At 71.2% G+C, this 25,811-nt stretch carries 26 protein-coding genes; 13 read left to right on the top strand and 13 right to left on the bottom strand.

Annotated elements, in window-relative coordinates; translation table 11 throughout:
- From OHB41_RS29990 to OHB41_RS29980, 4 genes are all read right to left on the bottom strand, one after another.
- Entirely contained in the window at positions 1-1,719 is a 1,719-nt protein-coding gene (locus tag OHB41_RS29990) for an ABC transporter substrate-binding protein (protein WP_266701219.1), read from the bottom strand.
- A 151-nt stretch (positions 1,720-1,870) separates the two neighbouring features.
- Positions 1,871-1,963, bottom strand: a complete 93-nt coding sequence (locus tag OHB41_RS52060; protein WP_315986905.1) for an Ms4533A family Cys-rich leader peptide — start codon at positions 1,961-1,963, stop codon at positions 1,871-1,873.
- A 79-nt stretch (positions 1,964-2,042) separates the two neighbouring features.
- Positions 2,043-3,305, bottom strand: a complete 1,263-nt coding sequence (locus tag OHB41_RS29985) for a DUF3152 domain-containing protein (RefSeq protein WP_526025067.1) — start codon at positions 3,303-3,305, stop codon at positions 2,043-2,045.
- A gap of 467 nt (positions 3,306-3,772) precedes the next feature.
- A complete protein-coding gene (locus OHB41_RS29980) occupies positions 3,773-4,759 on the bottom strand; it encodes an alpha/beta fold hydrolase (RefSeq protein WP_266701218.1) in 987 nt (328 codons plus the stop codon).
- Positions 4,760-4,917: 158 nt separating this feature from the next.
- Between OHB41_RS29980 and OHB41_RS29975 the strand changes: the two genes are divergently transcribed.
- The 4 genes from OHB41_RS29975 (at position 4,918) to OHB41_RS29960 (ending at position 6,836) form a co-directional block, all read left to right on the top strand.
- Positions 4,918-5,139, top strand: a complete 222-nt coding sequence (locus tag OHB41_RS29975) for an Rv3202a family protein (RefSeq protein WP_266701217.1) — start codon at positions 4,918-4,920, stop codon at positions 5,137-5,139.
- 196 nt (positions 5,140-5,335) lie between these two features.
- Positions 5,336-5,977 carry a TetR/AcrR family transcriptional regulator gene (locus OHB41_RS29970; RefSeq protein ID WP_266701216.1) on the top strand — a complete coding sequence of 214 codons (642 nt, stop codon included), beginning with the start codon at positions 5,336-5,338 and terminating at the stop codon, positions 5,975-5,977.
- A gap of 135 nt (positions 5,978-6,112) precedes the next feature.
- Positions 6,113-6,340, top strand: coding sequence for a DUF3107 domain-containing protein (locus OHB41_RS29965; RefSeq protein WP_028801993.1), 228 nt, complete (start codon positions 6,113-6,115; stop codon positions 6,338-6,340).
- Positions 6,341-6,566: 226 nt separating this feature from the next.
- Complete coding sequence (locus OHB41_RS29960) at positions 6,567-6,836, top strand: hypothetical protein (RefSeq protein ID WP_266701215.1); 270 nt, start codon at positions 6,567-6,569, stop codon at positions 6,834-6,836.
- 58 nt (positions 6,837-6,894) lie between these two features.
- Here the strand turns inward: OHB41_RS29960 and OHB41_RS29955 are convergent, their stop codons facing one another.
- The gene (locus OHB41_RS29955; protein ID WP_451288956.1) at positions 6,895-7,665 is read right to left on the bottom strand and encodes a ferritin-like domain-containing protein; all 771 of its coding nucleotides are present in this window, start codon (positions 7,663-7,665) and stop codon (positions 6,895-6,897) included.
- Between the two features lie 435 nt (positions 7,666-8,100).
- On the opposite strand from OHB41_RS29955, the gene OHB41_RS29950 reads away from it, so the two are divergent.
- Positions 8,101-10,536 (top strand): DEAD/DEAH box helicase, encoded by a 2,436-nt coding sequence (locus tag OHB41_RS29950; protein ID WP_526024978.1) that lies wholly within the window; start codon positions 8,101-8,103, stop codon positions 10,534-10,536.
- A gap of 215 nt (positions 10,537-10,751) precedes the next feature.
- On the top strand, positions 10,752-11,621 hold the full coding sequence (locus tag OHB41_RS29945; protein WP_266701213.1) for an alpha/beta fold hydrolase: 870 nt from the start codon (positions 10,752-10,754) through the stop codon (positions 11,619-11,621).
- A 46-nt stretch (positions 11,622-11,667) separates the two neighbouring features.
- Here the strand turns inward: OHB41_RS29945 and OHB41_RS29940 are convergent, their stop codons facing one another.
- Positions 11,668-12,564: an NYN domain-containing protein gene (locus OHB41_RS29940; RefSeq protein WP_266701212.1), complete on the bottom strand. Its 897-nt coding sequence runs from the start codon at positions 12,562-12,564 to the stop codon at positions 11,668-11,670.
- Between the two features lie 229 nt (positions 12,565-12,793).
- Between OHB41_RS29940 and OHB41_RS29935 the strand changes: the two genes are divergently transcribed.
- Positions 12,794-12,946: a DUF8834 family protein gene (locus OHB41_RS29935; protein WP_168530098.1), complete on the top strand. Its 153-nt coding sequence runs from the start codon at positions 12,794-12,796 to the stop codon at positions 12,944-12,946.
- Between the two features lie 156 nt (positions 12,947-13,102).
- On the opposite strand, the gene OHB41_RS29930 is transcribed toward OHB41_RS29935, so the two are convergent.
- The 3 genes from OHB41_RS29930 to OHB41_RS29920 form a co-directional block, all read right to left on the bottom strand.
- Complete coding sequence (locus tag OHB41_RS29930; protein WP_266701211.1) at positions 13,103-13,708, bottom strand: MarC family protein; 606 nt, start codon at positions 13,706-13,708, stop codon at positions 13,103-13,105.
- A 149-nt stretch (positions 13,709-13,857) separates the two neighbouring features.
- Positions 13,858-14,715: a PHP domain-containing protein gene (locus tag OHB41_RS29925; RefSeq protein ID WP_266701210.1), complete on the bottom strand. Its 858-nt coding sequence runs from the start codon at positions 14,713-14,715 to the stop codon at positions 13,858-13,860.
- Between the two features lie 197 nt (positions 14,716-14,912).
- Positions 14,913-15,554: a DUF6758 family protein gene (locus OHB41_RS29920; protein WP_266701209.1), complete on the bottom strand. Its 642-nt coding sequence runs from the start codon at positions 15,552-15,554 to the stop codon at positions 14,913-14,915.
- A gap of 162 nt (positions 15,555-15,716) precedes the next feature.
- On the opposite strand from OHB41_RS29920, the gene OHB41_RS29915 reads away from it, so the two are divergent.
- Entirely contained in the window at positions 15,717-16,970 is a 1,254-nt protein-coding gene (locus OHB41_RS29915; RefSeq protein WP_266701208.1) for an MFS transporter, read from the top strand.
- A 28-nt stretch (positions 16,971-16,998) separates the two neighbouring features.
- Here OHB41_RS29915 and OHB41_RS29910 read toward each other — a convergent pair whose 3' ends face one another.
- Complete coding sequence (locus OHB41_RS29910) at positions 16,999-17,583, bottom strand: suppressor of fused domain protein (RefSeq protein ID WP_266701207.1); 585 nt, start codon at positions 17,581-17,583, stop codon at positions 16,999-17,001.
- Positions 17,584-18,103: 520 nt separating this feature from the next.
- Here OHB41_RS29910 and OHB41_RS29905 point away from each other — a divergent pair.
- Both OHB41_RS29905 and OHB41_RS29900 read left to right on the top strand, forming a co-directional pair.
- Positions 18,104-19,216: a magnesium and cobalt transport protein CorA gene (locus OHB41_RS29905; RefSeq protein WP_266701206.1), complete on the top strand. Its 1,113-nt coding sequence runs from the start codon at positions 18,104-18,106 to the stop codon at positions 19,214-19,216.
- 32 nt (positions 19,217-19,248) lie between these two features.
- Positions 19,249-19,791 carry a hypothetical protein gene (locus OHB41_RS29900; RefSeq protein WP_266701205.1) on the top strand — a complete coding sequence of 181 codons (543 nt, stop codon included), beginning with the start codon at positions 19,249-19,251 and terminating at the stop codon, positions 19,789-19,791.
- An 88-nt stretch (positions 19,792-19,879) separates the two neighbouring features.
- On the opposite strand, the gene OHB41_RS29895 is transcribed toward OHB41_RS29900, so the two are convergent.
- Positions 19,880-20,638 (bottom strand): hypothetical protein, encoded by a 759-nt coding sequence (locus OHB41_RS29895; protein WP_526024977.1) that lies wholly within the window; start codon positions 20,636-20,638, stop codon positions 19,880-19,882.
- A gap of 299 nt (positions 20,639-20,937) precedes the next feature.
- Between OHB41_RS29895 and OHB41_RS29890 the strand changes: the two genes are divergently transcribed.
- Genes OHB41_RS29890 through OHB41_RS29880 form a run of 3 tightly spaced genes read left to right on the top strand, consistent with a single transcriptional unit; the run spans position 20,938 to position 23,978 of the window.
- On the top strand, positions 20,938-22,227 hold the full coding sequence (locus OHB41_RS29890; protein WP_266701204.1) for a magnesium transporter MgtE N-terminal domain-containing protein: 1,290 nt from the start codon (positions 20,938-20,940) through the stop codon (positions 22,225-22,227).
- Complete coding sequence (locus OHB41_RS29885; protein WP_266701203.1) at positions 22,217-22,801, top strand: DUF1003 domain-containing protein; 585 nt, start codon at positions 22,217-22,219, stop codon at positions 22,799-22,801. The genes OHB41_RS29890 and OHB41_RS29885 overlap by 11 nt, the downstream gene beginning before the upstream one ends.
- Before the next feature lie 43 nt (positions 22,802-22,844).
- Entirely contained in the window at positions 22,845-23,978 is a 1,134-nt protein-coding gene (locus tag OHB41_RS29880; RefSeq protein WP_266701202.1) for an Mrp/NBP35 family ATP-binding protein, read from the top strand.
- Between the two features lie 504 nt (positions 23,979-24,482).
- Here OHB41_RS29880 and OHB41_RS29875 read toward each other — a convergent pair.
- Entirely contained in the window at positions 24,483-25,139 is a 657-nt protein-coding gene (locus tag OHB41_RS29875) for a hypothetical protein (protein WP_266701201.1), read from the bottom strand.
- A gap of 204 nt (positions 25,140-25,343) precedes the next feature.
- On the bottom strand, positions 25,344-25,787 hold the full coding sequence (locus OHB41_RS29870; protein WP_266701200.1) for a sec-independent translocase: 444 nt from the start codon (positions 25,785-25,787) through the stop codon (positions 25,344-25,346).
- Positions 25,788-25,811: the final 24 nt, after the last annotated feature.

The following is a 25,811-nucleotide window of genomic DNA, read 5'->3' as shown; positions in this document are numbered from 1 at the left end:
CTACTTCACCGCGACCTGGGAGATGTCCAGCACGCCGGTCCAGTCGCTGATCACGATGTTCTTGACGTCCTTGCCGTAGAGGCGCTTGTACACCGGGTGGAACAGCGGCACGGTCAGGGCCTGCTCGCCGATCTTCTTGTCGAGTGCGCCCCAGCGCTGTGCGGCCTGGTCGAGGTCGGTCAGCTTGTTGATGGCGTCGATCTCGGCGTTGACGGCCTTGTCGTCGAGGAAGCCGGTGTTGAAGTTGGCGCCGTCCTTGACGATCTGGCGGCCGTCGAAGATCGGGGCGAGGAAGGGACCGCCGGAGGGCCAGTCGGCACCCCAGTGGGCGAGGAAGAAGCCGGGCTCGGTCTTGGCGCCGTGGATCTTGTCCTTGTAGTCGTTGGACTCCAGGCCCTGGAGTTTGACGGTGATTCCGGCCTTCTTCAGGGCGTCCTGGATGGCGGTGGCGATCTCCGGGCTGGTCTCGAAGTCCTTGTCGTTGGAGTGCGTGAGGGTGACGGTGAGGCCGTTCTGGTGGCCTGCCTCCTTCAGGAGTTCCTTGGCCTTGGCCGGGTTGCCGGACGCGCCCGCCGGGAAGTGGTCGTAGGGCGTGTAGCCGAAGGACTTCTGGTTCGGCAGGTAGGTGGTCGCCGCCTCGGCGAGGGAGGAGCCGCCGGCCGCGTTGATCACCGATGTGCGGTCGATGGCGTACGAGATCGCCTGCCGCACCTTCGGGTCGTCGAACGGCTTCACCTTCGGGTTGAAGGCGATGTAGTTGGTGTAGCCGAAGTGCCCGGTGCCGACGCGCGAGGCGAGTTCCTTGTCACCGGTGACCTTGGCGAGCTCGGCCGGGCCGAGGTTGGTGTCGGTGGTGACGGCGGCGGCGTCCGCGCCCTGGGAGGAGGACAGCCGCTGGTTGATCACGGACGAGTCCAGACCGGACCGTACGTCGATCTTGTCGGGGTAGGCCTTGCGCTCGGCGTCGGTCGACGCGGACCAGTGCGTGTTGCGTTCCAGGATCAGCCGCTCGCCGTCGTTCTCGTTCTTGACGACCTTGTACGGACCCGAGGAGATCGGGTGCTCCTCGTACTTGGTGCCGTTGTCCTTGGCCTTCGGGACGGGCGTGAACTGCGTCTGGGTGGCGAGGTAGGGGAACTCGCCCTCGGGCTTGTCGAGGTGGAAGACGATGGTGAGGTCGTCCGGGGTCTCGATCGAGTCGAGGCCCTTCTTGTCCTTGTAGGGGCCCTGGTAGTCGGCGCCGCCGATCAGCCAGTCCCTCAGGTAGGGCGCGCCGCCGGAGAGTTCGGCCGCGAAGGAACGCTCGATGCCGTACTTGATGTCGGCGGAGGTGATCGGCGTGCCGTCCTCGTACGTGAGGCCCTTCTTCAGGGTGTACGTCCACACGGTCGCGTCCTTGTTCGGACGGCCGGTGTCGGTGGCGAGGTCGGGGACGACCTTGGCACCGTCGGCCCCGTTCTCGCGGTTGCGGGTGGTGAGCGTACGGAAGACGAGGGAGGGGACGTTGCCGCCGCCGGAGGTGTACAGGCGCGCTGGGTCGAAGTCCTCCTGCGGGTTGGCGTTGAGGACGGTGAGCGTGCCCCCCTTCCGCAGCTCGGAGTCGCCCCCGGCGCCCTTGGCATCGTTGTCCTCGGGCCCGCAGGCGGCGGCGCCCGCTGCCACGACCAGGGCAAGCGAAACGGTGGCCACACGGGCTCTGTTCACGGACGGTTGACGCATCGGAAGACGACCTCTCGGATGATGAGACAGATTGACGAGGAGTGAGACGAAAGTGAACAGACGTCTGCCCCGGCGTCAGGTCGCCGAAAGGTCACGGACCATTGCGGTCACGGAGGAAACGGAATCGCGACGAGCACGCCGGGGGCGGACGTCAGCGACAGTGGATGTCGGCCACGCAGAGCGCGGTCACGCCGATCAGCGCCAGCTCGATGGCGGCGCGACGGACGGCAGGACTGGACCACATGCGCAGAAATATGAACGAACTTTCGGAGCATGTCAACGTGGTCCGGCCCGTGACGGACGTGACTCCTGTCGACTCAGGGTCAACTGCCAGGATACGGCCAGGGATTGGGCAGGCAGTGAATCCCGTCATGGTCGAGGAACTTGGTCTGCTGCTGCATCACCGGCGCGAGCGCGCCGTCCTTCTCGCAGCTGACATGGCCGTATCCGAGCCGGTGGCCGACCTCGTGGTTGATGAGCATCTGCCGGTAGGGGTGGATCGCGTCGCCGTACGTCGTGGAGCCCTGGGCCCAGCGGTACGCGTTGATCATGACGCGTTCGGTGGAGGCCGAGTCGCAGGACACGTTGTCCTCGGTCGTGTCCAGGCCGGACTTGGCGCACCACTCGGCGGTGGTGCCCGGGCTGGCCAGCGTGATCACGAAGTCGGGCCTGCCGGAGGAGATCCGCTCGAAGGTGCGGGCGCCCTTGTGGGCCCAGCTCCTCCGGTCGTTCAGGGTTTTCTGCACGGCCTGCGCGAAGAGCGCGCCGTCAAGTCCGAGGCCCTGTTCCACATCCACTCGATAGGTGTACTTCCGGCCCTTGCCGGGCGCCTTGTCGAACCCGGTGACGGCGTCGAACCTGCCCGACGCCTTGAGCTTGGGACCGAGCGGGTACTTCTCGCCCATCTTCTCGTCGTACGTCAGCGTCTTCACGGGCTGCACGCCCGGTGTGCCGGACGCGGTGGCCCGGCCGTCGCCGCGTGAGGCGGGGCCGAGGGCGCCCCGGCCCGCACCGGCGGCGGACTGCGTGTGCGCGCCGCCGCCGTCGCGCCCGGTGGCCACCTGTCCGGCCACCACGACGGCGAGCACGGTGGTGACGGCGGCCGCGGCGATGCCGGTGAACGTCCGGCCCTTGCCGCCCCTGGACCTGCCCTCCTCGTCGGGCTGCGGCGGCGCCTCCTCGACGATCTGCGGATCCCAGTCGGTGACGGGGCCATGGGGAGCGCTGCGGAGTGCGGTGGTACGGCGGGGTTCGAAGAGGTCGACGTCTCCGGTGCCGTCCTCGTCGAAGGCGTCGACGTAGGCCTGCCGGGGTCCACGCCCGGACCCGGACCCGAAACCGGAACCGGAACCGGTTCCCTGCCCTGTTCCGGCCTCCTGGCGTTGGCCGGGGACGCGGGGCCCGCCCGGCGCCGCGGGGCCTGAGTGGCCGCCGGGCGCGGCCTGGGGTGTCGCCCGGGGGCCGCCGTACACGACTCCGCTCGGCGGACCGCCCCCGAAATCGCCCCAGCCACCGCCGGTCTCACGCTGCTCGGGGTGCCCGCCACGCGTCTGGGCCGACCCTCGGGCCGGAGCGCCCTCGGCCATCCGGGGCACACCGCGCGCGGGTGTTCCGTCGGCCGTCCGCGGGATGCCGTGCGCGGGCGTCCCGTCGGGAAAACGCGGCACCCCGTGTGCCGGAGTCCCATCAGGAAAACGCGGCACACCACGGGCCGGAGTCCCGTCGGCGACCCGCGGCACCCCGTGGGCCGGCGTCCCGTCGGACTGCCGGGGTATGCCGTGGGCCGGGGTCCCGTCCTGGAAGCGGTCCTGGAAGCGCGGCACTCCGTGCGCCGGGGTCCCGTCCGTCCCGCGGGGCGCTCCCGCGGGAGGCGTCCCGCCCGTCTGAGGGCGGGGCGGCCGGGGGCCCAGTGCGCCGCGCGGGGCCTCCTGCGGCGCGCCTCCCGGCCTCTGGGCCGTACCCGGCGCCGCACCGGGTGCCGATGCCCCCGGCTTGCCCCCCGTGTCGCTCTTCTCCGGCCGCCCCCGGCGACTGTGTCGTCCCACGCCCTGCCTCAGCTCCCCGCACCGGTGACGGCCGACGAGGTCGACTCGGTGGATTCCGCGAGGAGTTCACGGAAGGCCATGGCCACCGTCTCCGGGTACTCCATCATCGCGACATGACCCGCCTCCGGCAGGGACAGCAGCCGGCCGTCACGGAACGCACGCGCGGCGCGTCGCGCCATACGGTAGCCGACGAGCTGGTCACGGCCGCCGTAGACGAGCAGCGTCGGCGCGAGCACCCGCTCGGCCTGCCGCCACAGTCCGTGCTGGCCGCCCAGCGTGTACGCGTTCACGATGCCGCGCGCCGAGCGCGTCATGGCGTCCCAGAAATAGGGCAGCGCGAGCCGCCGCTCCATCTCCTCGACCGCCTCGCGGAACCCGTCGGGCGTCACCCTGCCGGGATCCCCGTAGCAGAGCGCCGTGACCCCACGGACGCGCTGTTCGGCGTTCCAGTCCTTGGTGAGCCGGGTGAACAGTCCCGCCACCCCGGGCACCGCGAGCAGCGCGGTCGGCCACGCGGTGCGCTGCACGCGGATCTCCGGGAGCGCGGGCGAGACGAGCGTGAGCGTGCGGACGAGGTCGGGCCGCACGGCCGCGACCCGGGTGGCGACGGCGCCGCCCAGTGAGTTGCCGAACAGGTGCACGGGGCCGCGCGCGGCGTCCAGGTAGCGGATGACGGCGCGCGCGTGCCCGGTGACGCTGTAGTCCCCGTCGTCCGGTGGCGGCGAGTCGCCGAAGCCCGGCAGATCGAGGGCCTCGCCGTCGACGAGCCCGTCGAGCTGCAGCATCAGGGCCGACCAGTTCTGCGAGGAACCGCCCAGTCCGTGCACGTACAGCGCGGGCGGCAGCCCCTCGCGTGCGGGTGGCCGGGAACGCACGGTCAGCGTGATCCCGGGCAGACCGACCGATCTCAGCCGCTCCCCCTCCGCGACGCGGACGGTCCCGACCCTCGGCGTGACGGTGGCGGCCAGCACGGAGGGCAGCTCGGTCGAAGACATGCGGCAATGTTACGAGACGATCACGCAGTGGTTCATGTGTTCGCCGTCACAGATGGTGGGCGAATCGCATAGCGTCTGGATCGGGTGTCTCCTAGGCTTCAGACGAGGGCACTCGCAGACGCACAGGAGCGCACTCGCACCGCTCGGGAAGAGGAACCATGACAGTCGACCCCACGGACCCCGAGACCTTCACCGCAGTAGTTGACGAGAGCCCGGAGCTCGACCCGGAGGCCCCCGAGGCCGACGCCGCCGAACAGCACGCGGAACTGACACCGCAGGACGACGGCGGCCAGACCGTGGGCGACCCCCTCAACGCCGACGAGGCGGACCTCGCCGAACAGGCCAGAGTCGTCGAGCTCAACGAGGACGACTACCGCTAGGCCGCACGCACCGGCGGGTGACCGGGGGTGATCCGGGTGTCACGGCGCCCGCCCTGCCCCCGTTGGACGGCCTCTGTGCCGCTATCGCCGGCGTCCGGTCCGTGAAATTCTGCGCTCGCACCGCGCACACCGGGGTTACCGAAAAGTACGATGGCGGCGCGGCGCACACCGCAAGTGGACAATTTTGGGAGGCGGCGTGACAGCCATCGAGCAGACAGAGGCGGCGCGCCCGCGGGGCACTCGCCTGCCGCGCCGTGCCCGACGCAACCAGCTCCTCGGCGCCGCCCAGGAAGTGTTCGTTGCTCAGGGATACCACTCGGCCGCCATGGACGACATCGCCGAGCGCGCGGGCGTCAGCAAGCCGGTTCTCTACCAGCACTTCCCGGGCAAGCTGGACCTGTATCTCGCCCTGCTTGACCAGCATTGCGAGTCCCTGCTGCAGGCGGTGAGGGCCGCGCTGGCGTCCACCACGGACAACTCGCTGCGCGTCCGCGCCACCATGGACGCGTACTTCGCGTACGTCGAGGACGACGGCGGCGCATTCCGACTGGTGTTCGAGTCCGACCTGACGAACGAGCCGGCGGTCCGCGAGCGCGTGGACAAGGTCACTCACGAGTGCGCCGAGGCCATCTGCGACGTCATCGCGGAGGACACCGGTCTCTCGCGCGCCGAATCGATGCTCCTCGCCTCCGGTCTGGGCGGTCTGGCCCAGGTGGTGGCCCGCTCCTGGCTGCACAGCGACCGCAGCGTGCCGCGCGACCAGGCGGTCCAGCTGCTGACCTCGCTGGCGTGGCGGGGCATCGCGGGCTTCCCGCTGCACACCACCGACCACCACTGACCGCCACTTTGTTCCCACCCGCTGTTCGCTCCTGGCGTTCTCGGGCGGAGCGTGTACGTCCCCTCACCGGGCTAATGTGTGCTGCGTACGGCGCGGATGAACGCGCACATGACTGACCGTCGGAGGGACAAAGCCGTGGAGGTCAAGATCGGCGTGCAGCACGCGCCCCGCGAGATCGTTCTGGAGAGCGGTCAGACCCCGGAAGAGGTCGAGCGCGCGGTGTCCGAGGCGCTGGCCGGCAAGTCGCAGCTGCTGAGCCTCGTGGACGACCACGGGCGCAAGGTCCTGGTTCCGGCCGACCGCCTCGCCTACGTGGAGCTCGGCGAGCCCACGCAGCGCAAGGTGGGATTCAGCGCGCTGTAGTCAGCCACGCGGAGGGGCCCGGTGACGGTGTCACCGGGCCCCTCCGCGCACCTGCCCGGAACCCGTACCGGCGCGACAACCGGAATCCGTCCCCGCACCCCGAGCGGCTTCGTCCCCGCACCACAGACGGAGCACAGTTCCGCCCCAGGGGAGGATTGCGTTCCGCACGTCACGGGTACACCGGCTACGACCGATTTGCACGGGCCGTGCGGGAGGGACCCCCACCATGTTCTTGGAAGCGCTCGGCGCCGCGGCGCTCGGTCTGGCCCTGGCATGGGCCGCCTCGCGCCGCTTGCCGCACCGCCTGCCCGCCCGCAGCCTGGTCCTGTCGACCGGCGTCGCGGGAGGACTGTTCGGAGCCTTCCTCACCCACACGGCGCTGGGCTCCGGGTACTACCCGGTGATCCTCTTCGGCGCCGCGATCGTCTCCGCCGCGCTGCTCTCGCTGCTGCTGCGCCCGGCGGAAAGATTTCGCCGCCGCTCGGCGACGGCATGACCGCACCGGGCGACGGCGGATCCCGTAAGGACGGGGTTCGGACCGGGCCGGACAAGAACTAGGCCGCCAGGCCCAGCGCCGCCATCCGCTTCGTGTGGGCCTCGGTGATCCGCGAGAACATCCGGCCGACCTCAGCGAGGTCGAAGCCGTCCGCCACGCCGCCCACGAGCATCGTCGACAGCGCGTCGCGGTCCGCGACGACCCGCTGCGACTGGGACAGCGCCTCGCCCATCAGCCGCCGCGCCCACAGCGCGAGCCGGCCGCCCACCCTAGGGTCCGCGTCGATCGCGCCGCGGACCTTCTCCACGGCGAAACTCGCGTGCCCGGTGTCGTCCAGGACGCCGAGGACGAGACCGCGCGTGTCCTCGTCCAGCCGCGCGGCGACCTCCCGGTAGAAGTCACTGGCGATCGAGTCGCCGACATAGGCCTTGACGAGCCCCTCCAGCCAGTCCGAGGGCGCGGTCTGCTTGTGGAAGCCGTCGTACGCGGCGACGAACGGCTCCATCGCGCCGGTCGGCTCCTCCCCGATCCCGGAGAGCCGGTCCCGCAGCCGCTCGAAGTGGTGGAACTCGGCCGACGCCATCTTGGCCAGCTCCGCCTTGTCGCTCAGCGTCGGCGCCAGCTTGGCGTCCTCGGCGAGCCGCTCGAACGCCGCCAGCTCGCCGTACGCGAGCGCTCCGAGCAGGTCCACGACCGCGGCGCGGTACTGGGGGTCGGCGGAGGCCGTGTCCCAGTTCCGCGCGGCGGCCCGGGTGGCCGCGGGGGTGGTGTCGCCGGGTGCCTCGGCGGACGTGTCAGCGGCGTTGTCAGGCGTCGTCATGAAGCGCACAATAGCCCGCCCACCGCGACAGGGAAGTCCCTGCTCATCCAGTGTGACGACGACTACGTGACCAAATCGGCCATCGCATATGCGCGATTCCGGGGTATGGTGGTAATGCGCCCGGCGAGTATTCGACGGGCCGCACGAATGAGGATGCCCGGTCGGTGGCCCGATCGGCTCCGACCCGACAGCCCTCTCGTCCGTACGGCACGATGCGTACGACATCCGGAGGGACCCTCAGCGGTACGAGCGCTCGAGCGTCGGCAGTGGTCCCATGCCACTCGGCCCGCCCGACAAGCGGCCGACGCCCCCGGCACGGTCCCCGTCACGACCCCCGCGCTCGCCTCGCACCGCGTACACAGAAGAGGCAGCACCCTGACTACGACTTTCCGAGAGCTCGGAATCCTTCCCGAGACGGCCGAAGCCCTTGAGGCCGTCGGCATCATGAACCCCTTCCCCATCCAGGAGATGACACTCCCCGTCGCCCTCTCGGGCAGCGACGTCATCGGCCAGGCCAAGACCGGCACCGGCAAGACGCTGGGCTTCGGCCTCCCCCTCCTGGAGCGCGTCACCGTTCCCGCCGACGTCGAGGCGGGCCGCGCCAAGCCCGAGCAGCTGACCGACGCGCCGCAGGCCCTCGTCGTCGTCCCGACGCGCGAGCTGTGCACCCAGGTGACGAACGACCTGCTGACCGCGGGCAAGGTCCGCAACGTCCGCGTGCTCGCCATCTACGGCGGCCGGGCGTACGAGCCCCAGGTGGAGGCCCTCAAGAAGGGCGTCGACGTCATCGTCGGCACCCCGGGCCGTCTGCTGGACCTCGCCGGCCAGAAGAAGCTCAACCTCAAGCACATCAGGGCTCTCGTCCTCGACGAGGCCGACGAGATGCTCGACCTGGGCTTCCTGCCCGACGTCGAGAAGATCATGAACATGCTGCCGGCCCGCCGCCAGACCATGCTGTTCTCGGCGACCATGCCGGGTGCGGTCATCGGCCTCGCGCGCCGCTACATGTCGCAGCCCACCCACATCCGCGCCACCGCGCCGGACGACGCGGGCGCGACCGTCGCGAACACCGCGCAGTTCATCTACCGCGCGCACAACATGGACAAGCCCGAACTGGTCGCGCGCATACTGCAGGCCGACGGCCGCGGACTCGCGATGGTCTTCTGCCGCACCAAGCGGACGGCGGCCGACCTCGCCGACCAGCTCCAGCAGCGCGGCTTCGCCTCCGGCGCGGTCCACGGCGACCTCGGCCAGGGCGCCCGCGAGCAGGCGCTGCGCGCGTTCCGCAACGGCAAGGTCGACGTCCTCGTCTGCACCGACGTCGCCGCCCGCGGCATCGACGTCGAAGGTGTCACCCACGTCATCAACTACCAGTCCCCCGAGGACGAGAAGACGTACCTGCACCGCATCGGCCGGACCGGCCGCGCGGGTGCCAAGGGCATCGCGATCACCCTCGTCGACTGGGACGACATCCCGCGCTGGCAGCTCATCAACAAGGCGCTGGACCTCGGCTTCAACAACCCGCCGGAGACGTACTCCACGTCCCCGCACCTCTTCGAGGAACTCAGCATCCCGGCCGGCACCAAGGGTGTCCTGCCCCGTTCCGAGCGCACCCGCGCCGGGCTCTCGGCCGAGGCCGTCGAGGACCTCGGCGAGACCGGTGGCCGCGGCCCGCGCGGCCGTGGTGGCCGCTCCTCGGCGCCTGCCGTCGAGCGCGAGCGGGAGCGGGAGCGTCCGGACCGCACCCCGCGCCGTCGCCGTCGTACGCGCAACGGCACATCGCTGGACGAGACCTCCGCGACGCCCGCCACGTCGACGACGTCGCCGCACGCTCCGGCCGAGCCCGCCGCTCCGGAGGCCAACGAGCCCCGTACGCCGCGCCGCCGTCGCCGTACCCGCGCCGGTGCGTCGTCGGAGCCGGTGGCGGTCGCCACGGCCACCGAGGCGGTCGAACCGTCGGCCGTACCCGAGGCCGCGGAGACCGCGGTCGCGACGGCCGAGGGCGCGGACGCCGCGGCCGCCAAGCCGCGCCGCCGCACCCGCAGGACGGCACAGGCCCCGGCCGAGACCGTCACGGTCGTCGCCGAGCCCGTCGCGGTCGCCGAGACCGTCGCCACGGCGCCCGCCGAGGCCGTCGCGGAGGCTCCGGCCGGCAAGTCGCGCCGCCGCACCCGCAAGGCCGCCGAGACCGCGGAAGCCGTCCTCGACACGGTCGAGGGCACGCCGGAGGTCACCGAGACCAAGCCGCGCCGCACCCGCGCCAAGGCCACGACCGCGACAACTCCCGCCGCGGACAGCGCCGTTGACACCGCGGAGGCGGCGGAGGCCAAGCCCCGACGCCGCACCCGCAAGGCCGCCGCGGAGACCGTCGAGGCGGACAGCGCGCCCCTGACGGCCGCCGTCGAGGAGCCGGAGGCCCAGCCGCGCCGCCGGACCCGCAAGGCCGCCGAGACCGCGGTCGACACGGCGGAGGGCGTCGCCGAGGCACCGGCCGCCAAGCCGCGCCGCACCCGCAAGGCCGCGGTGGCCACGACCGAGGCAGCCGCCCAGGTCGCCGAGGCCGTCGAGGCCACGGAGCCGAAGCCGCGCCGTACGCGCGCCAAGGCGACCACCAAGGCCACGCCCGAGGTGGCCACCGAGGCGACCGCGGACACCGCAGAGGCGCCCGTGACGCCCCGCCGCCGGACCCGCAAGGCCGCCGCGGAGACCGTCGAGGCGACCATCCCCGCCCAGACGGCCGCCGTCGAGGAGCCGGAGGCCAAGCCGCGCCGCCGCACCCGCAAGTCGGCGGAGGCCGTGGTGACCCCGGAGACGGACGAGGCCAAGCCGCGCCGCCGCACCCGTAAGGCCGCCGCTGTCGCGGAGACCGCGGAGAGCTGATCGACAGCCCGATGGCCCGGTCCCCCACTTTCGGGGGGCCGGGCCATCGGCGTTCCGGCCCATCACCCGCCGGCACCGTACGCACCCCGACGCCCCATCCGGCCGACAGTGGCCGACGCCCCGGACGGACGAAACGGATAAGCGACCCGAACCGACGACCCGGACAGACGCCCCGGACCGTGGAGCGCGAGGCCCCGCCCGATAGCCTCGGAGCCATGAGTCGTCCCCCCTCCTTCATCCCGCCGGCCGGAGCGCGCGCGTACCGGCTGGGCACCGCGCGCGGCGAGTTCGCCGTGATCGAGGCCGGTACCGCCGTACGGGGAACCGCCTTGCTCCTGCCGGGCTTCACCGGGAGCAAGGAGGACTTCATCGCGCTGCACGAACCGTTGGCCGCGCGCGGGTACCGGACCGTGGCCGTCGACGGGCGTGGACAGTTCGAGAGCGACGGGCCCGAGCACGACGAAACGGCGTACGCGCAGGACGAGTTGGCGCGTGACGTACTCGCACAGGCAGCGGCCCTCGCGACGCCCGTGCACCTCGTCGGGCACTCCCTCGGCGGACAGGTCTCCCGGGCCGCCGTCCTGCTCGACCCGGCGCCCTTCGCCTCTCTCACCCTGATGTCCTCGGGCCCCGCCCAGATCTCCGTCTCCCAGCAGCAGCGCGTCAAGCTGCTCCGGGACGCGCTCGCCGTGATGGACATGGGCCAGGTGTGGGACGCGATCCAGGCGATGGAGCCGCCGGAGGAGACCGAGACCGGAGAGCTCGACGCGGGTCTGGACGACCGCGACGACCTGCGGCGGCGCTGGCTGGCCACCAGCCCCGCCCAGCTGATCGTGACGGGCCGTCAGCTCTGCACCGAGCCCGACCGCGTCGCCGAGCTGGCCGCCGTGCGGCTGCCGAAGCACGTCCTGTCCGGGTCGCGCGACGACACCTGGCCGGTGGAGCTGCTGGACGACATGGCCGTACGTCTCGACGCCCGGCGCACGGTCGTACGGGGCGCCGAGCACTCCCCCAACACGGACCAGCCCCTGCCGACCGCCCGCGCCCTCGCCGACTTCTGGGACCACACCGCCGCCACCGCGTAACCCGTGGCCCGTGGCGGACCGCCGGGCACCGGAGACCGGGGACCGGTCAGTACTGCGCCTGCAGATGCTCCCAGAACCCGTCCCGGAGCGCCCGGCGCAGGTCCGCCTGGCCCCGCAGGGAGTACTGGAGAAGCCCCTCCGCCTCGACCAGCAGGTCCTGGTCGACCGAACCGGGCAGATACGGATGGCCCGGCAGCAGGTCCACCAGCGCCTCGCGCCCCCGCGCGGCCAGCCATTTCGCGGCGATCTGGGCGCCCACGAACCGCACGTCCTCACGCGTGGGCCTGCTCGCCGCGCTCGCGTCGTACGTGGTGGCGGTCCGTCGGGACACATAGGGCTTGAAGAAGTCGAGGTCGAAGGTGCGCTGGCTGTCGACCTCCCAGAGCAGCGGCTCGGCCTGGTTGCGGCCCTCGGGCGCCTCGATGCCCCAGAGGTGGACCCGCGCCCCGTACCCCTGCGCGGCCTCGACCGCCGACACCAGGTCCTCGTCGCCCCCGAGCAGGGCGGCATCGCTGATGGCGCGGTGCCGGGCCAGGGACTCCAGGTCGGACCGGATCAGGGAGTCGACGCCCTTCTGCTGGTTGTTGGCGTTCAGGTTGCCCAACCGCACCTTGACGTCCGGGAGTTCGGCGATCGACTGCTGTTCGGCGGTGTGGATGCGGCGGCGCGCGCCGTCGTACCAGTACACCCGCAGCAGCCTGCTGTCCGCGAAGATGGTGCGGGCCTTGTCGATGAGCGCCTCGATCAGGCCCTCGGCGTCGAGGTCGAAGGAGCGGCGGTCCTCGGTCCCTGCGACGAGTCGCCCCCCGGCGGCGTACAGGTATCCGGCGTCGACGAAGATCGCGTGGGTCGAGGGCGTCTTCGCCACCTCGGCGAGCATGCGCTGAAGCAGCTCGTTCGTGCGGTCGATGCGGGCGCCGAGCGCCGCGAGGTCGTCGTTCATCACCCCCCATTCTTCCGGCGGTCACGCTTCGAACACAACTGGTCCCGTTCAGTCTCCTTCACACTTCTTACCGGTTGGTAATTAGGTTCTCGAAAAATTTCCTTAGCGTAGGGAATGTTTGTAACACGCACACCGTTGAATACGAACGGAAGCGGGGGACTGTCTCAGCTCGCGCGCCACACACCAAGTAGTTCTCCTCAGGAGGATGACCAGACGAAGGGAGAAGCCCATGCGCTTCGAAATCATGCGACTCGACGATGTCAACGGCACGCCCGTGGACAGCACCGTCGTTGACGCCGCCTCCGTCAACCGGATCGTTCAGCAGGCCGCCGCCATAGGGCAGCGACTGTGGATCCGCCCGGCCGACTCGTCCGCTTCATAACCCGCGGACACTCTCGGACGTCCCGGACGTCTCAGACTTCAAAGCCCCGTACGGCGTCGACGCCGTACGGGGCTTTGCGTATACGAGAGGACCGTCGCGGCGGCGGAGGCGGCCGCCCGACCGTGCCCGAGGCCGCCGGTCCGCCCCGGAGGGCGCTCAGCCGCCCCGGACGACCTGGGTGACGCCGTTGATGATCTGCTGGACGGCGATCGCCGAGAGCATCATGCCCGCGAGCCGGGTCACCAGCACCACGCCCCCGTCCTTGATCACGCGGATGATCAGCAGCGAGTAGCGCATGACCACCCACAGCACGACGTGGATGGCGAGGATCGCCGTCCACACGGACACCTGCGTGGCGACGCTGTCGGCCTTCTGCACGGCCAGGATCACCGACACGATCGCGCCGGGGCCCGCGAGCAGCGGCATGCCGAGCGGTACGAGGGCGACGTTGACGTCCTTGGTCTGCTTCGGCTCGTCGGTCTTGCCGGTCAGCAGGTCGAGGGCGATCAGCAGGAGCAGCAGTCCGCCCGCGATCATCAGCGCGGGCACGGAGACGTGCAGGTAGTTCAGGATCTGGTGACCGAGCAGGCCGAAGACCGCGATCACCCCGCCCGCCACGCAGACGGCCTGGAACGCCATGCGCTTCTGCACCTTGGCGGGGCGTCCCGCGGTGAGCGCGAGGAAGATCGGGGTGATCCCGGGGGGATCCATGATCACGAAGAGGGTGAGGAAGAGGGAGCCGAAGACGGCGACGTCGAACATGGTTCAGTGAGGCCTTGCGAAGGTGGGGAAAGCGGCACGGCGAGTTCAGCAGTCACCGCTGGGGAAGGGAGTTCCGCCGGGCGGAACGGGGCACACGGCGGACAGCGCCGGGTGCGTGCGAAGGGGACCCGGATCCGAGGGGCGGGCGATCAGGCTCCGCCGGTTCCGGGCACCGGGAACGCCCCGGTGGCCCGCCGGGTGATCTCCCCGTACACCTCGGGGTCGGTCGTGTACTCCCCGAGGACGCAGGTCTTGCGGCTGCCGTGGTAGTCGCTGGACCCCGTGACGAGCAGCCCCAGCTCGGCCGCGAGACCCCGCAGCCGCGCCCTGGTCGCCGGCTCGTGGTCCATGTGGTCCACCTCGATGCCGTCGAGTCCCGCGGTGGCCAGCTCCGCGATCGCCGCCTCCGGCACGGTGCGGCCCCGCTTGGCGGCGGCCGGGTGCGCGAAGACGGTCACGCCGCCCGCGGCCTTGACCAGCCGGATCGCGTCGAAGGGGTCCGTCTCGTGGCGGGGTACGTAGACCCGGCCGCCGTCGGCGAGCCAGTCGCCGCCGAAGGCGTCGGAGACGCTGTCCACGACCCCCAGCTCGACCAGGGCGGAGGCGATGTGCGGCCGGCCCACGGAGCCGTCGCCCGCGATGCGCGCGACCTGTTCCCAGGTGACCGGCACGCCCAGGTCCTGAAGCTTGGCGACCATGCTCCGGGCCCGCGGCACCCGGTCGTCCCGGATCAGCTCGCGCTCGGCGAGCAGTTCGGGCTCCGCGGGGTCGAAGAGGTAGGCGAGCAGGTGCATGCTGATGCCGTCGAGACGGCAGGAGAGTTCGGCACCGGCGACGAGGGTGAGTCCCTCGGGGAGGGCCGCGACGGCCGCCGCGTGTCCGCGGGTGGTGTCGTGGTCGGTCAGCGCGACGACGTCCAGACCGGCGGCGGCCGCGTTGCGGACCAGTTCGGCCGGGGTGTCCGTGCCGTCGGAAGCGGTGGAGTGGGCGTGCAGGTCGATGCGCACTACGCGACTCCAGGCGGTGACGGCACGGAAGGGGACACCCAAGGATAACGGGATTCCCGGGCACCCCTGTCACACCCGCAACCGTGGAGCACCCCCTACGAAGCATCTCCACGAGCGGACCCGCGGCAGCTCGGGGCCCCCGTGCCCTCGTCCACCCGCGACCGGGCGCGGCCCCCGCCTTCCGAACCGGCGGAGCGCTACGGCTCCAGGATGCGCGGCGACAGCGCCCCGCAGGGCAGCAGGTCCACTTCCGCCCCCGCGTCGCGCAGGTCGGTCAGCACCAGCTCGTCGTACATCAGCAGGCCCGACTGCTCGGGCCACACGACCGCCCACAGCCACAGCCCGAGCGCCTCGCCCGCGAAGACGGCGCGGTCGTCGGGGGCACCGGCCACATGCCACAGCGGGGTGGGCCGGCCGGCCGCGAGGACCTTGGCCTGCGGCGGTTTCTCGACGGTCATGTAGGGCCCGGGGTCGGGGGCGTCGATGCCGGCGTAGCGTGCGCCGAGGCCGACGCCGAGCTCCTCGGCGACCAGGATCAGCTCCCCGATGCCGCCGAGCGGCCCAGGCCCCGAGCAGGCCACCATGGTCGCGCGCCCGCCGCTGCGGTCGTCGCCCGCGAAACCGGCGCCGGTGAAGAGCCATCCGACCGGCAGCGGCCACGGCATCCACACCGGTACCCGGGCACGGTGCACCACGACACCGAGGGCCTCGACGCTGGGCGGGATCACGGGCTGCAGTGGATGCACGGTCCCGTGCGCATCGCACTGCCAGGAGTCGGCAAAAAGGCCGGGAGCCCTGACCCGGCCACCACACTTCGGGCAACTGGGTTCGCCCCTCATAGAGCCCCACGGTCCTCCCCGTCTTTCGCCGCGTCAAGGACGATCACCCGTCCGGAGCGCGCCGTCACCGCGCGAAACTAGATGTAACTTGCACTAATTAGCTCACCTAACTTATTATGTGCATACGGCAACGACCTCACCAGGGCAGTCAGAGGAGCGGACATGAGCAGCAGCACGGGAGGCCCCGCCGAAGGGAACACGTTCGACGCGGGTGCGGGCAGCCTCCTGCGTCAGCCGAAGGCCGTCTGGGCGACCGCCGGGGCCTCCGTCGTCGCCTTCATGGGCATCGGGCTCGTCGACCCGATCCTGCCGTCCATCGCCAAGGGCCTGGACGCCACCCCGAGCCAGGTCTCGCTGCTCTTCACCTCGTACTTCCTGATCACCGCCGTCGCGATGCTGCTGACCGGCTTCGTCTCCAGCCGCATCGGCGGCAAGAAGACCCTGCTGCTCGGCCTCGCGCTCGTGGTGGTCTTCGCCGGGCTCGCGGGCACCTCCGGGTCGGTCGGCGAACTCGTCGGGTTCCGGGCCGGCTGGGGGCTGGGCAACGCCCTGTTCGTCTCGACCGCCCTCGCCGTCATCGTCGGCGCGGCGGCGGGCGGCAGTGCCGCGGCGATCCTGCTGTACGAGTCCACGCTCGGCCTCGGCATGGCCTGCGGACCGCTGCTCGGCGCCCTGCTCGGCAACGCCAGCTGGCGTTACCCGTTCTTCGGCACCGCGTTCCTGATGGCGGTCGGCTTCCTGTGCGTCACGGCCTTCCTGAAGGAGCAGCCGAAGCCGGCCCGCAGGACCGCTCTGCTCGACCCGCTCAAGGCGCTCGGCCACGGCGGTCTCGCCTCGGCGGCCGTCTCCGCGTTCTTCTACAACTACACGTTCTTCACCGTGCTGGCCTTCACGCCGTTCGTCCTGAACATGACTCCCTACAAGTCCGGGGCGGTCTTCTTCTGCTGGGGCGTCCTGCTCGCGGCGTTCTCCGTCGTCGTGGCGCCGCGCATGCAGGCACGGTTCGGATCGCTGAAGGTGCTCGGCGGTTCCCTGGCGCTGCTCGCCGCCGACGTGCTCGTGCTGGGCTACGGCGACCACACCACCGCTGTCGTCTGCACGATCCTCTCGGGCGCCTTCATCGGGGTGAACAACACGGTGTACACCGAACTGGCGCTGGGCGTGTCGGACGCGCCGCGCCCGGTGGCGAGCGCCGGTTACAACTTCGTGCGCTGGTTCGCGGCGGCCGCGGCGCCGTACTTCGCGCCGAAGATCGAGGAGTGGAGCTCCGTCCGCGTCCCGTTCCTGGTCGCGGCGGTCACGGCGCTGATCGGCGCCGCGGTGGTCTACGTACGGCGGAACGCGCTCACGCACGAGGCGGCCGAACTTCAGCCGCGGCACGCCTCCGAGGACGCCGTCACGGTTTTTGCCAACTGACTTTTTCCGGCCGGGAACTGACCTGGTCTCAGTCCAGCGGAACGGACCGGCGCAGCGGATCGCGCAGGTCCGTTCCGCCGTTCAGCCAGCGCTCCTGGAGGGCTCCGGCGCCGTGCACCCGCTTCCACGCGGCCTCGTTCGGCGTCATCGGGAGCAGCGGCAGGAACCGTACGGGATCGGCGGGCGCGTCCAGCTCCAGGTCCTCGACGAGGCCACCGGACTCCGCGACCAGCACGGAGGTGAAGGGCGCGCCGGGCCAGAGCGGTCCGCCCACGTCGAGCGAGGCACCGGGAGTCACCACCAGCCCCTCGACCTGCGGGGACGCGCCGAGCACGGCGAGCGCGCGCAGCACCTTGTCGGTCTCGGCGCCACCCGCGCGCACCGAGAGGATCAGCTCGGCGCGCGGACCCTTCACCGGATCGGCGAGCACCACCGTGGGGTCCGCCATCGGCTGGGCCGACATGCCGAGCGTCACGTAGCGGACGACGTCGCCCTCCGTGAAGCGCAGCACTTCGATGCGGTCGGTACCGAGGAAGGTGACCGCGGCCCGCGCGTCGGGTTCGCCCAGCGCGGAACGCAGCCGAGCCTCGACCAGAGGAAGAACATCAGCCATGAACCGAGCATAGAACTCGTCAGCAACGGGCAAAGCGGCGGCTTGACGCTTCGGTGCGCTGATAGTCTTGGCCGCTGGTCGGGGCAGCACGCAGAAGCGTCGCTCTCGAGCTCCGACGCACTGAGACTGACTGATCTCCCCCACGGGGAGACAGCTCCCCCGCGGGGGATGGATCGTCCCTCACGGGGGACCGGCCGGAGGAGGTGGGGCTGCAATGGACCGAAGTCGACCGTGCAGTACCACCCGCTCTTCCGGTCGCTGAATTTTGTAGCTGGTTTCCTTACCTCGCCGGCTGCCGCCTCCTGCAAACGTGTGCATACGTGTCAGCGTTGTCCGTTGCACCACGGAAGAGCGCTTCGTTCCCGCCTGATCTGTCTGATCTGAATCAGTAGCGAAGCTGCCACCGCGACGGTGCGGTGCTCCCCGCTTTGTGGACGTGCCAAACATCCGCAGTCAGGACGTCCCCATTCCGGGCAGTTCCAACCGTCGCCGGCGGCCTCCAGTTGTGAAGGAGCCTGCCATGTCGATGATCCGTGACCTCCGCGCCGCGGTCCGCCCCCGCCCCTCCCTGCGCAAGGACGGCGGCTCGTACGACACCACCCGCGCCCCCGGCACCAACTCCGCCGTGGTCGACTGCGCGGTCTACCGCGACGGCGCCCGCGTCCAGACCCGCGAGCCCCTCACCCCGCACGAGGCGATGCGCCTGGTGCACCGCGACGGCGGCTTCGTGTGGATCGGCCTGCACGAGCCCACCGAGGCCGAGTTCTCGGGCATCGCGAGCGAGTTCGGGCTGCACCCGCTGGCCGTGGAGGACGCCGTCCAGGCACACCAGCGGCCCAAGCTGGAGCGCTACGACGACTCCCTGTTCACGGTCTTCAAGACGATCCACTACGTCGAGCACGACGAACTCACCGCCACCAGCGAGGTCGTGGAGACCGGCGAGGTCATGTGCTTCACCGGCCGGGACTTCTTCATCACCGTCCGGCACGGCGGGCAGGGCTCGCTGCGGGCGCTGCGGCACCGGCTGCAGGACGAGCCGGACCTGCTCGCCAAGGGCCCCTCGGCCGTGCTGCACGCGATCGCCGACCACGTCGTCGACGGGTACATCGCGGTCGCGGACGCCGTGCAGGACGACATCGACGAGGTCGAGACCGAGGTGTTCTCGCTCGGGCGGAAAGGCACTCCGCGGGGCACGGACGCCGGCCGCATCTACCAACTCAAGCGTGAGGTACTGGAGTTCAAGCGGGCGGTCTCGCCGCTGCTGCGTCCGATGCAGCTGCTGAGCGAGCGGCCGATGCGGCTGGTCGACCCGGACATCCAGAAGTACTTCCGCGACGTCGCCGACCATCTCGCCCGGGTGCAGGAGCAGGTCCTCGGCTTCGACGAGCTGCTCAACTCGATCCTCCAGGCCAACCTCGCGCAGGCGTCCGTCACGCAGAACGAGGACATGCGCAAGATCACCTCATGGGCCGCGATCATCGCCGTACCGACGATGGTGTGCGGCGTGTACGGCATGAACTTCGACTACATGCCGGAGCTGCGCTGGAAGTTCGGCTATCCGCTGACGCTCGGCGTCACCGTCGGCATCTGCCTCTCCATCCACCGGATCCTGAAGCGCAACGGATGGCTCTGACACCGGCGCCTCCCGCTGGCTAGGGTGAGTCCATGACGGAACAGCTGCTCGATCAGGCCCTCATCGAGGAGGCCACCAAGAAGTCCGGGCTGGTCTGGGTGCGTGGCGACGGCACGCCGTCAACCGCCGCTCCGGGCCCCGAGGAGCCCGCCCAGGCCCTGTGGCACGTGTGGCACGACGGCGCGGTCTGTGTGGTCGGCGACGGTCCCGGCGAGCAGCCGTTGCCGGGGCTGTCCGACGGGGGCACGGCGGTGGTCACCGTACGCAGCAAGGACAAGGGCGGGCGCGTGGTGGCCTGGACGGCGAGGGTGGTCGAGCTCGCGTCCGGGTCCGACGCGTGGCGGGAGACGGTCGCGGAGCTCAAGGGCAAGCGTCTGAACGCGCCCGACGGTGAGGAGATGCCGGCCCGCTGGGCGCGCGAGTGCCGGGTGCTGCGTCTGGAGCCCCTGGCCGGCACGCTCCCGCTGCCGGACGGCTCGCTGGCCGCCGCGCCCCTGCCGACCCCGGCGACGACCCGGCAGCCCGTCCCGGCGGCCGTCCCCCGTCTCCTCTTCAAGAAGCGCAAGCGGTCGTAGGTCCCGGCCGCTTCGCGGGGCGCGAGGTGGCCCATGGGGGCACGGCGGCTCCCGGAGGCGCGGGTGGCCGACGGGTCACGGCGCCGCGTCACGAGGTCGGCAGCTGCCTGCCGTAGTCGACGGTCTCGTCCTTGGCCGGTTCGGCGAGGGCGAACCCCTTGCCCCAGTCGGTGAGGCGGAGGGTGCCGGCGCCGCCCGCGCGGACCAGGAGAACGGGGTAGGGAGTCCCCTTCAGTGAGACGTCGAGAGTGCCGCCCGCTCCCTTGTCACCGGTGATGCGGATGGTGCGCAGGCCGGACTGCTCGTGGTGGCCGTCCGTCGCGAGCTTGCCGTGCAGGGTCAGCAGGCCCTCCAGGAGGACGTCCTTGTCCGTGAAGCTGATGAAACGCTTGTAAGCCGGGTCACCGGTCGGCACCTTCACGTACTTGCCGCCGAGCTTGTCGGCGGCGGCCGTGTCCGCCGAGCTGGCGCCGCTCTTGTCGCCCTGATGGCTCCAGAACTCCGCGCCGGCCTTGAGGAAGAGGCGTTCGCCCACCCGCAGCAGCCCGAAGCTCGCGCCCTGCGAGGTGACCGACCCGGTGCCGCCGTCCGCCTTCAGACGCATGTCGAGCTTGTACGTGCGTCCGTTCGACACCACGGTTCCGGCGAGCCTGACCGCCTCCGCGGACGTGGCCGCGGTGCGGGACTTCGACTGGATCGTGGCGGCGGGCAGCTTGCCCACCCCGTTCGTACCCGCGTCCGGATCCTCGCTACCGCACCCCGTCAGTCCCGTCCCCGTCACGACCAGGGCACACATCGCGCCCACCAGTGCGGCCCTGCGGGTACGGCCCTGGAGAATCGCAGTCACAGGTGGGCTGCCTTTCGTACGGGGGTCCATGCGGGTGTCCGTGCCGGGGCGCCCTGCGGGGGTTCCACACGGGGTGCCCACCACGGCGTACGGCAGCGTACCGGTGCCGCCCCGGCCCGGCGGAGCCAGACCGTCCGGACCGCTCACCAGGGCGTATCCGACCGGGACGGGCTAGCCTGAAGCCCACCCGAGCGGACAGAGCGGGACCAAGCACGCGTACGGCGACACCACCCGGCGCACGTACCGGGACAGCACGGGAAACACCTACCGGGACAGCACGGAAAGAAGGAGGCGCGGGCATGGCCGCAGGCGCCCCCCGGATCTTCGTCTCGCACCTCGCCGGTGTCGCCGTCTTCGACCCGAACGGCGACCAGGTCGGACGGGTGCGGGACCTGGTCGCCATGCTGCGCGTGGGGCGGCGCCCGCCCCGGCTGCTGGGGCTGGTCGTCGAGCTGTCCACCCGGCGGCGCATCTTCCTGCCCATGACCCGCGTGATCGGCATCGAGTCCGGCCAGGTCATCACCACCGGCGTCGTGAACGTGCGGCGCTTCGAACAGCGGCCCACCGAGCGGCTCGTGTTCGGCGAACTGCTCGACCGGCGGGTCCGGCTCGTCGACACGGACGAGGAGGTGACCGTCCTGGACGTGTCGATCCAGCAGTTGCCGGCCCGGCGGGAGTGGGAGATCGGCCGGGTCTTCGTGCGCCGGGCCCGCAGCGGGACCTTCCGGCGCACCCGGGGAGAGACCCTGACCGTCGACTGGTCCGCGGTCACCGGGTTCTCGCTGGAGGAACACGGACAGGGCGCCGAGAGCCTGCTCGCCACCTTCGAGCAGTTGCGCGCCGCCGACCTCGCCAACGTGCTGCACCACCTCTCCCCGAAGCGGCGCGGCGAGGTGGCCGCCGCACTCGACGACGACCGTCTCGCCGACGTCCTGGAGGAACTCCCCGAGGACGACCAGATCGAGATCCTCGGCAAGCTCAAGGAGGAGCGCGCGGCGGACGTCCTGGAGGCGATGGACCCCGACGACGCGGCCGACCTGCTCGCCGAACTGCCGGAGGAGGACGTGGAACGGCTGCTGACGCTGATGCGGCCCGACGACGCGGCCGACGTAAGGCGGCTGATGGCGTACGAGGAGCGCACCGCGGGCGGTCTGATGACGACCGAGCCCATCGTGCTGCGGCCCGACTCCACGGTCGCCGAGGCGCTCGCCCGGGTCCGCAACTCCGACCTGTCCCCCGCGCTCGCCGCCCAGGTGTACGTGTGCCGTCCCCCGGACGAGACGCCGACCGGCAAGTACCTGGGCACCGCGCACTTCCAGCGGCTGCTGCGCGACCCGCCGTACACGCTGGTCAGCTCGCTCCTCGACGACGATCTGCAGCCCTTGGCGCCGGACGCGGCGCTGCCGGTCGTCGCGGGCTTCTTCGCCACCTACGACATGGTCGCCGCGCCGGTGGTCGACGAGAGCGGTTCACTGCTCGGCGCGGTGACCGTGGACGACGTACTGGACCACCTGCTGCCCGAGGACTGGCGCGAGACGGAGTTCCACCTGCACGAGGACGAGACCGCAGGGGGGAGCCATGACGCCTGACCGCGAGACCCGTGAACGGGCCGTCACGGGCGCCACCGCGACCACCCGGCCGCGCAGCCGTCTCGACCAGCCGATGCCGCCACGCCGCAGACTGCTGCCCGAGTGGGACCCGGAGGCCTTCGGACGGCTGTCGGAGCGGATCGCCCGCTTCCTCGGCACCGGGCGCTTCATCGTCTGGATGACGGTCGTCATCATCCTGTGGGTGGTGTGGAACGTCAGCGCGCCCCGTGACCTGCGGTTCGACAACTACCCGTTCATCTTCCTGACCCTGATGCTGTCGCTGCAGGCGTCGTACGCCGCCCCCCTGATCCTGCTCGCGCAGAACCGACAGGACGACCGCGACCGGGTCAACCTCGAACAGGACCGCAAGCAGAACGAGCGGTCGATCGCGGACACCGAATACCTCACGCGCGAGATCGCCGCCCTGCGCATCGGCCTCGGCGAGGTGGCCACCCGCGACTGGATCCGCTCCGAACTCGAGGACCTGGTCAGGGCGCTGGAGGAGGACCATTCCGACAGCCACGTCGTATTCCCGGCGGAACGGTCGCCCGGACGTGACACAGGCGACCGCTGACGGGACGCCCGGGCCCCGGCCCGGGCGCCGTACCATCGTCCCTATGGCTACGGAAGACGCGGTGCGCGAAGCACTGGCGACGGTGAACGACCCCGAGATCCAGCGACCCATCACCGAACTGGGGATGGTCAAATCGGTGGACATCGGTGCGGATGGCGCGGTCGCGGTCACCGTGTATCTGACCGTCTCCGGCTGCCCGATGCGCGAGACCATCACCGAGAACGTGACAAAGGCGGTCTCGGCGGTCGAGGGCGTCACCCGCGTCGACGTGACCCTGGACGTCATGAGCGACGAGCAGCGCCGCGAGCTGGCGGGCGCGCTGCGCGGCGGCCAGGCCGAGCGCGAGGTCCCCTTCGCCAAGCCGGGCTCACTCACCCGCGTGTACGCGGTCGCCTCCGGCAAGGGCGGCGTCGGCAAGTCCTCGGTGACGGTGAACCTGGCGGCGGCGATGGCGGCCGACGGTCTCAAGGTCGGCGTGGTCGACGCGGACATCTACGGCCACTCCGTGCCCCGCATGCTCGGCGTCGACGGCCGTCCGACCCAGGTCGAAAACATGATCATGCCGCCGTCGGCGCACGGCGTGAAGGTCATCTCCATCGGCATGTTCACCCCGGGCAACGCCCCGGTCGTGTGGCGCGGCCCGATGCTCCACCGCGCCCTCCAGCAGTTCCTGGCCGACGTGTACTGGGGCGACCTGGACGTCCTCCTCCTCGACCTCCCGCCGGGCACCGGCGACATCGCGATCTCCGTCGCCCAGCTGGTGCCGAACGCCGAGATCCTCGTCGTCACCACCCCGCAGCAGGCGGCGGCCGAGGTCGCCGAGCGCGCGGGCTCCATCGCCGTCCAGACCCACCAGAAGATCGTGGGCGTCGTCGAGAACATGTCGGGCCTGCCGTGCCCGCACTGCGGCGAGATGGTCGACGTCTTCGGCACCGGCGGCGGCCAGACGGTCGCGGACGGCCTGACCCGCACCACCGGCGCGAGCGTCCCGGTGCTCGGCTCCATCCCCATCGACGTCCGCCTGCGCGAGGGCGGCGACGACGGCAGGCCGGTCGTCCTGACGGATCCCTCGTCCCCGGCCGGCTCGGCCCTGCGCGGCATCGCCGGCAAGCTGGGCGGCCGACAGCGCGGCCTGTCGGGCATGTCCCTCGGCATCACCCCGAGGAACAAGTTCTAGACCACCGGACGCTGACGCGCGCCGTCAGGGGCGTGGAGACTGTCAGCCTCCAGAAACGCGAGAACCCCCGCCCCTCAGGGGCGCTGTTTCCCGCGCGACCGGCCACGACGCCCGCGCGGGAAACAGCGCACCCTCAGGAACGCGGAGACCTGCGCGCCGTCAGGAGCGCGACGGATTTGCGCGCCCCGCCAGGAGCACGGAGAACTGTCAGCCTCCAGAAACGCGAGAACCCCCGCCCCTCAGGGGCGCGGGGAACCGCGCGAGCAGCCACGACGCCCGCGCGAGAAACAGCGCACCCTCAGGAACGCGGAGACCTGCGCGCCGTCAGGAGCGCGAGGGATCTGCGCGCCGTGATGGGCGCGGAGGCTCTGCGCCCCCTCAGCGCGGAGCGTCTGCGCGGAGTCCCCGCCCCTCAGGGGCGCGGGGAACCGCGCGACCGGCCACGACGGACCCCCGGCCGAAGAACCGTCCCGCAGCCCCCCGACCGGTCACCCCGCGGAGCACTCACGCGTAGGCCGAGATGTCCTTGATCACGGCGAAGCCCAGCCCGTACGCGCTCATGCCCCGCCCGTACGCACCCACGTGCACGCCCTCCTGGGTCGACCCCGCGAGCACCCAGCCGAACTCGGACTCCCGGTAGTGGAACGGCGTGGGCACGCCGTCCACGGGGAGGGACAGCGAGGACCAGTCCGCCCCGTCGAGATCGTCCGCGAGGACCCACGCCGTCTCGGTCTGCTGGTCCAGCCAGTCGTCCCGCAGGGTGTGGTCCATCTGGCCGGGCCAGGTGAAGGACAGCAGGCCCACACCTGCCAGCCAGGCCGCCGAGGACACCGAGGTGGCCTCCAACAGCCCCGTACCGTCCGCGCTGCGGCGCGAGGGGCTCGCCGCGACGGTCACCACGACCGCGAAGCGCTCCTTGTCCTCGGTCGACTCGCTGCGCACCGAGGGCTCCTCACCGTGCCCGATCGAACCGTGCTCGACGGCGCCGTCCGCCGACATCCCCACCTGCATCAGCCAGCGCGGTCCCGTGAAGGCCTCGTCGAGGCCGTACCACGGGAAGGGCGCCAGCAGGTAGCCGTCGACCGTGCGCCGGGCGAAGGGGGCCTGTTGTCCGCCCTCCGTGGCCGGTGCCTGCGCGCCTACCCGACTTGTCGTCTCCATCTGCCCGGACGCCTCCTTGCTCTCGTCGGACCAGGCGGCCCGCCCCCCTCGGGCGTCCTCAGCAGTCCGCACAACAACTGGGCAGCATAGCCACACCGCTCCGAGCAGCAGGGAAAGCACCCGTCGCGTGGGTCGCGCCCGCCGTCGATTTCCGGCCGTGTCACACGGCCCCGCGCCCCTGACCCGCCCCGCTCGGGGTACGGCTCAGGTGGCGTCGGCGTCGAAGGGCGGACGCTCGTCCGCGCCGGACTTCTCGGGCTTCTTGGTCATGTCCACGGTCGACCCGGCCGAGCCGGACCCCGATCCGGAGCTCGCCGACTCGGATTCGCGGTTGTGCACCGCGTCCGTGACCTCGGCCATCTCCTTCTTCAGGTCGAAGCCGTTGCGGATCTCCTTGAGCCCCAGCTCGTCGTTGTCCAGCTGCTTGCGCAGGAACGTCTTGGGGTTGAGGTCCTCGAACTCGAAGTCCTTGAACTCCGGGCCGAGTTCCTCACGGATGTCCGCCTTGGCGGTCTCCGAGAACTCACGGATCTTGCGGATGGTGCGCGTGACGTCCTGGATCATCTTCGGGAGCTTGTCCGGACCGAAGACGAGCACGGCGAGGACAACGAGCGCCACCAGCTCGAGCGGTCCTATGTCATTGAACACCTGAAGCTCCTTGCGATGTCCTTC

It is taken from the genome of Streptomyces sp. NBC_01571, assembly GCF_026339875.1.
In the GTDB taxonomy this organism is placed as follows: Bacteria; Actinomycetota; Actinomycetes; order Streptomycetales; family Streptomycetaceae; genus Streptomyces.
This window is presented reverse-complemented; position numbering and strand designations above follow the sequence as displayed.

Bases quoted from the DNA above. Each gene is read 5' to 3' on its own strand.
- OHB41_RS29945 (WP_266701213.1), top strand. From the start codon at position 10,752: ATGAGTCGTCCCCCCTCCTTCATCCCGCCGGCCGGAGCGCGCGCGTAC.
- OHB41_RS29975 (WP_266701217.1), top strand. From the start codon at position 4,918: ATGACAGTCGACCCCACGGACCCCGAGACCTTCACCGCAGTAGTTGAC.
- OHB41_RS29985 (WP_526025067.1), bottom strand. From the start codon at position 3,305: ATGGCCGAGGGCGCTCCGGCCCGAGGGTCGGCCCAGACGCGTGGCGGG.
- OHB41_RS29950 (WP_526024978.1), top strand. From the start codon at position 8,101: ATGAACCCCTTCCCCATCCAGGAGATGACACTCCCCGTCGCCCTCTCG.
- OHB41_RS29940 (WP_266701212.1), bottom strand. From the start codon at position 12,564: ATGAACGACGACCTCGCGGCGCTCGGCGCCCGCATCGACCGCACGAAC.
- OHB41_RS29905 (WP_266701206.1), top strand. From the start codon at position 18,104: ATGTCGATGATCCGTGACCTCCGCGCCGCGGTCCGCCCCCGCCCCTCC.
- OHB41_RS29935 (WP_168530098.1), top strand. From the start codon at position 12,794: ATGCGCTTCGAAATCATGCGACTCGACGATGTCAACGGCACGCCCGTG.
- OHB41_RS29960 (WP_266701215.1), top strand. From the start codon at position 6,567: ATGTTCTTGGAAGCGCTCGGCGCCGCGGCGCTCGGTCTGGCCCTGGCA.
- OHB41_RS29890 (WP_266701204.1), top strand. From the start codon at position 20,938: ATGGCCGCAGGCGCCCCCCGGATCTTCGTCTCGCACCTCGCCGGTGTC.
- OHB41_RS29915 (WP_266701208.1), top strand. From the start codon at position 15,717: ATGAGCAGCAGCACGGGAGGCCCCGCCGAAGGGAACACGTTCGACGCG.
- OHB41_RS29910 (WP_266701207.1), bottom strand. From the start codon at position 17,583: ATGGCTGATGTTCTTCCTCTGGTCGAGGCTCGGCTGCGTTCCGCGCTG.
- OHB41_RS29930 (WP_266701211.1), bottom strand. From the start codon at position 13,708: ATGTTCGACGTCGCCGTCTTCGGCTCCCTCTTCCTCACCCTCTTCGTG.
- OHB41_RS29900 (WP_266701205.1), top strand. From the start codon at position 19,249: ATGACGGAACAGCTGCTCGATCAGGCCCTCATCGAGGAGGCCACCAAG.
- OHB41_RS29880 (WP_266701202.1), top strand. From the start codon at position 22,845: ATGGCTACGGAAGACGCGGTGCGCGAAGCACTGGCGACGGTGAACGAC.
- OHB41_RS52060 (WP_315986905.1), bottom strand. From the start codon at position 1,963: ATGTGGTCCAGTCCTGCCGTCCGTCGCGCCGCCATCGAGCTGGCGCTG.
- OHB41_RS29885 (WP_266701203.1), top strand. From the start codon at position 22,217: ATGACGCCTGACCGCGAGACCCGTGAACGGGCCGTCACGGGCGCCACC.
- OHB41_RS29920 (WP_266701209.1), bottom strand. From the start codon at position 15,554: ATGAGGGGCGAACCCAGTTGCCCGAAGTGTGGTGGCCGGGTCAGGGCT.
- OHB41_RS29980 (WP_266701218.1), bottom strand. From the start codon at position 4,759: ATGTCTTCGACCGAGCTGCCCTCCGTGCTGGCCGCCACCGTCACGCCG.
- OHB41_RS29875 (WP_266701201.1), bottom strand. From the start codon at position 25,139: ATGGAGACGACAAGTCGGGTAGGCGCGCAGGCACCGGCCACGGAGGGC.
- OHB41_RS29990 (WP_266701219.1), bottom strand. From the start codon at position 1,719: ATGCGTCAACCGTCCGTGAACAGAGCCCGTGTGGCCACCGTTTCGCTT.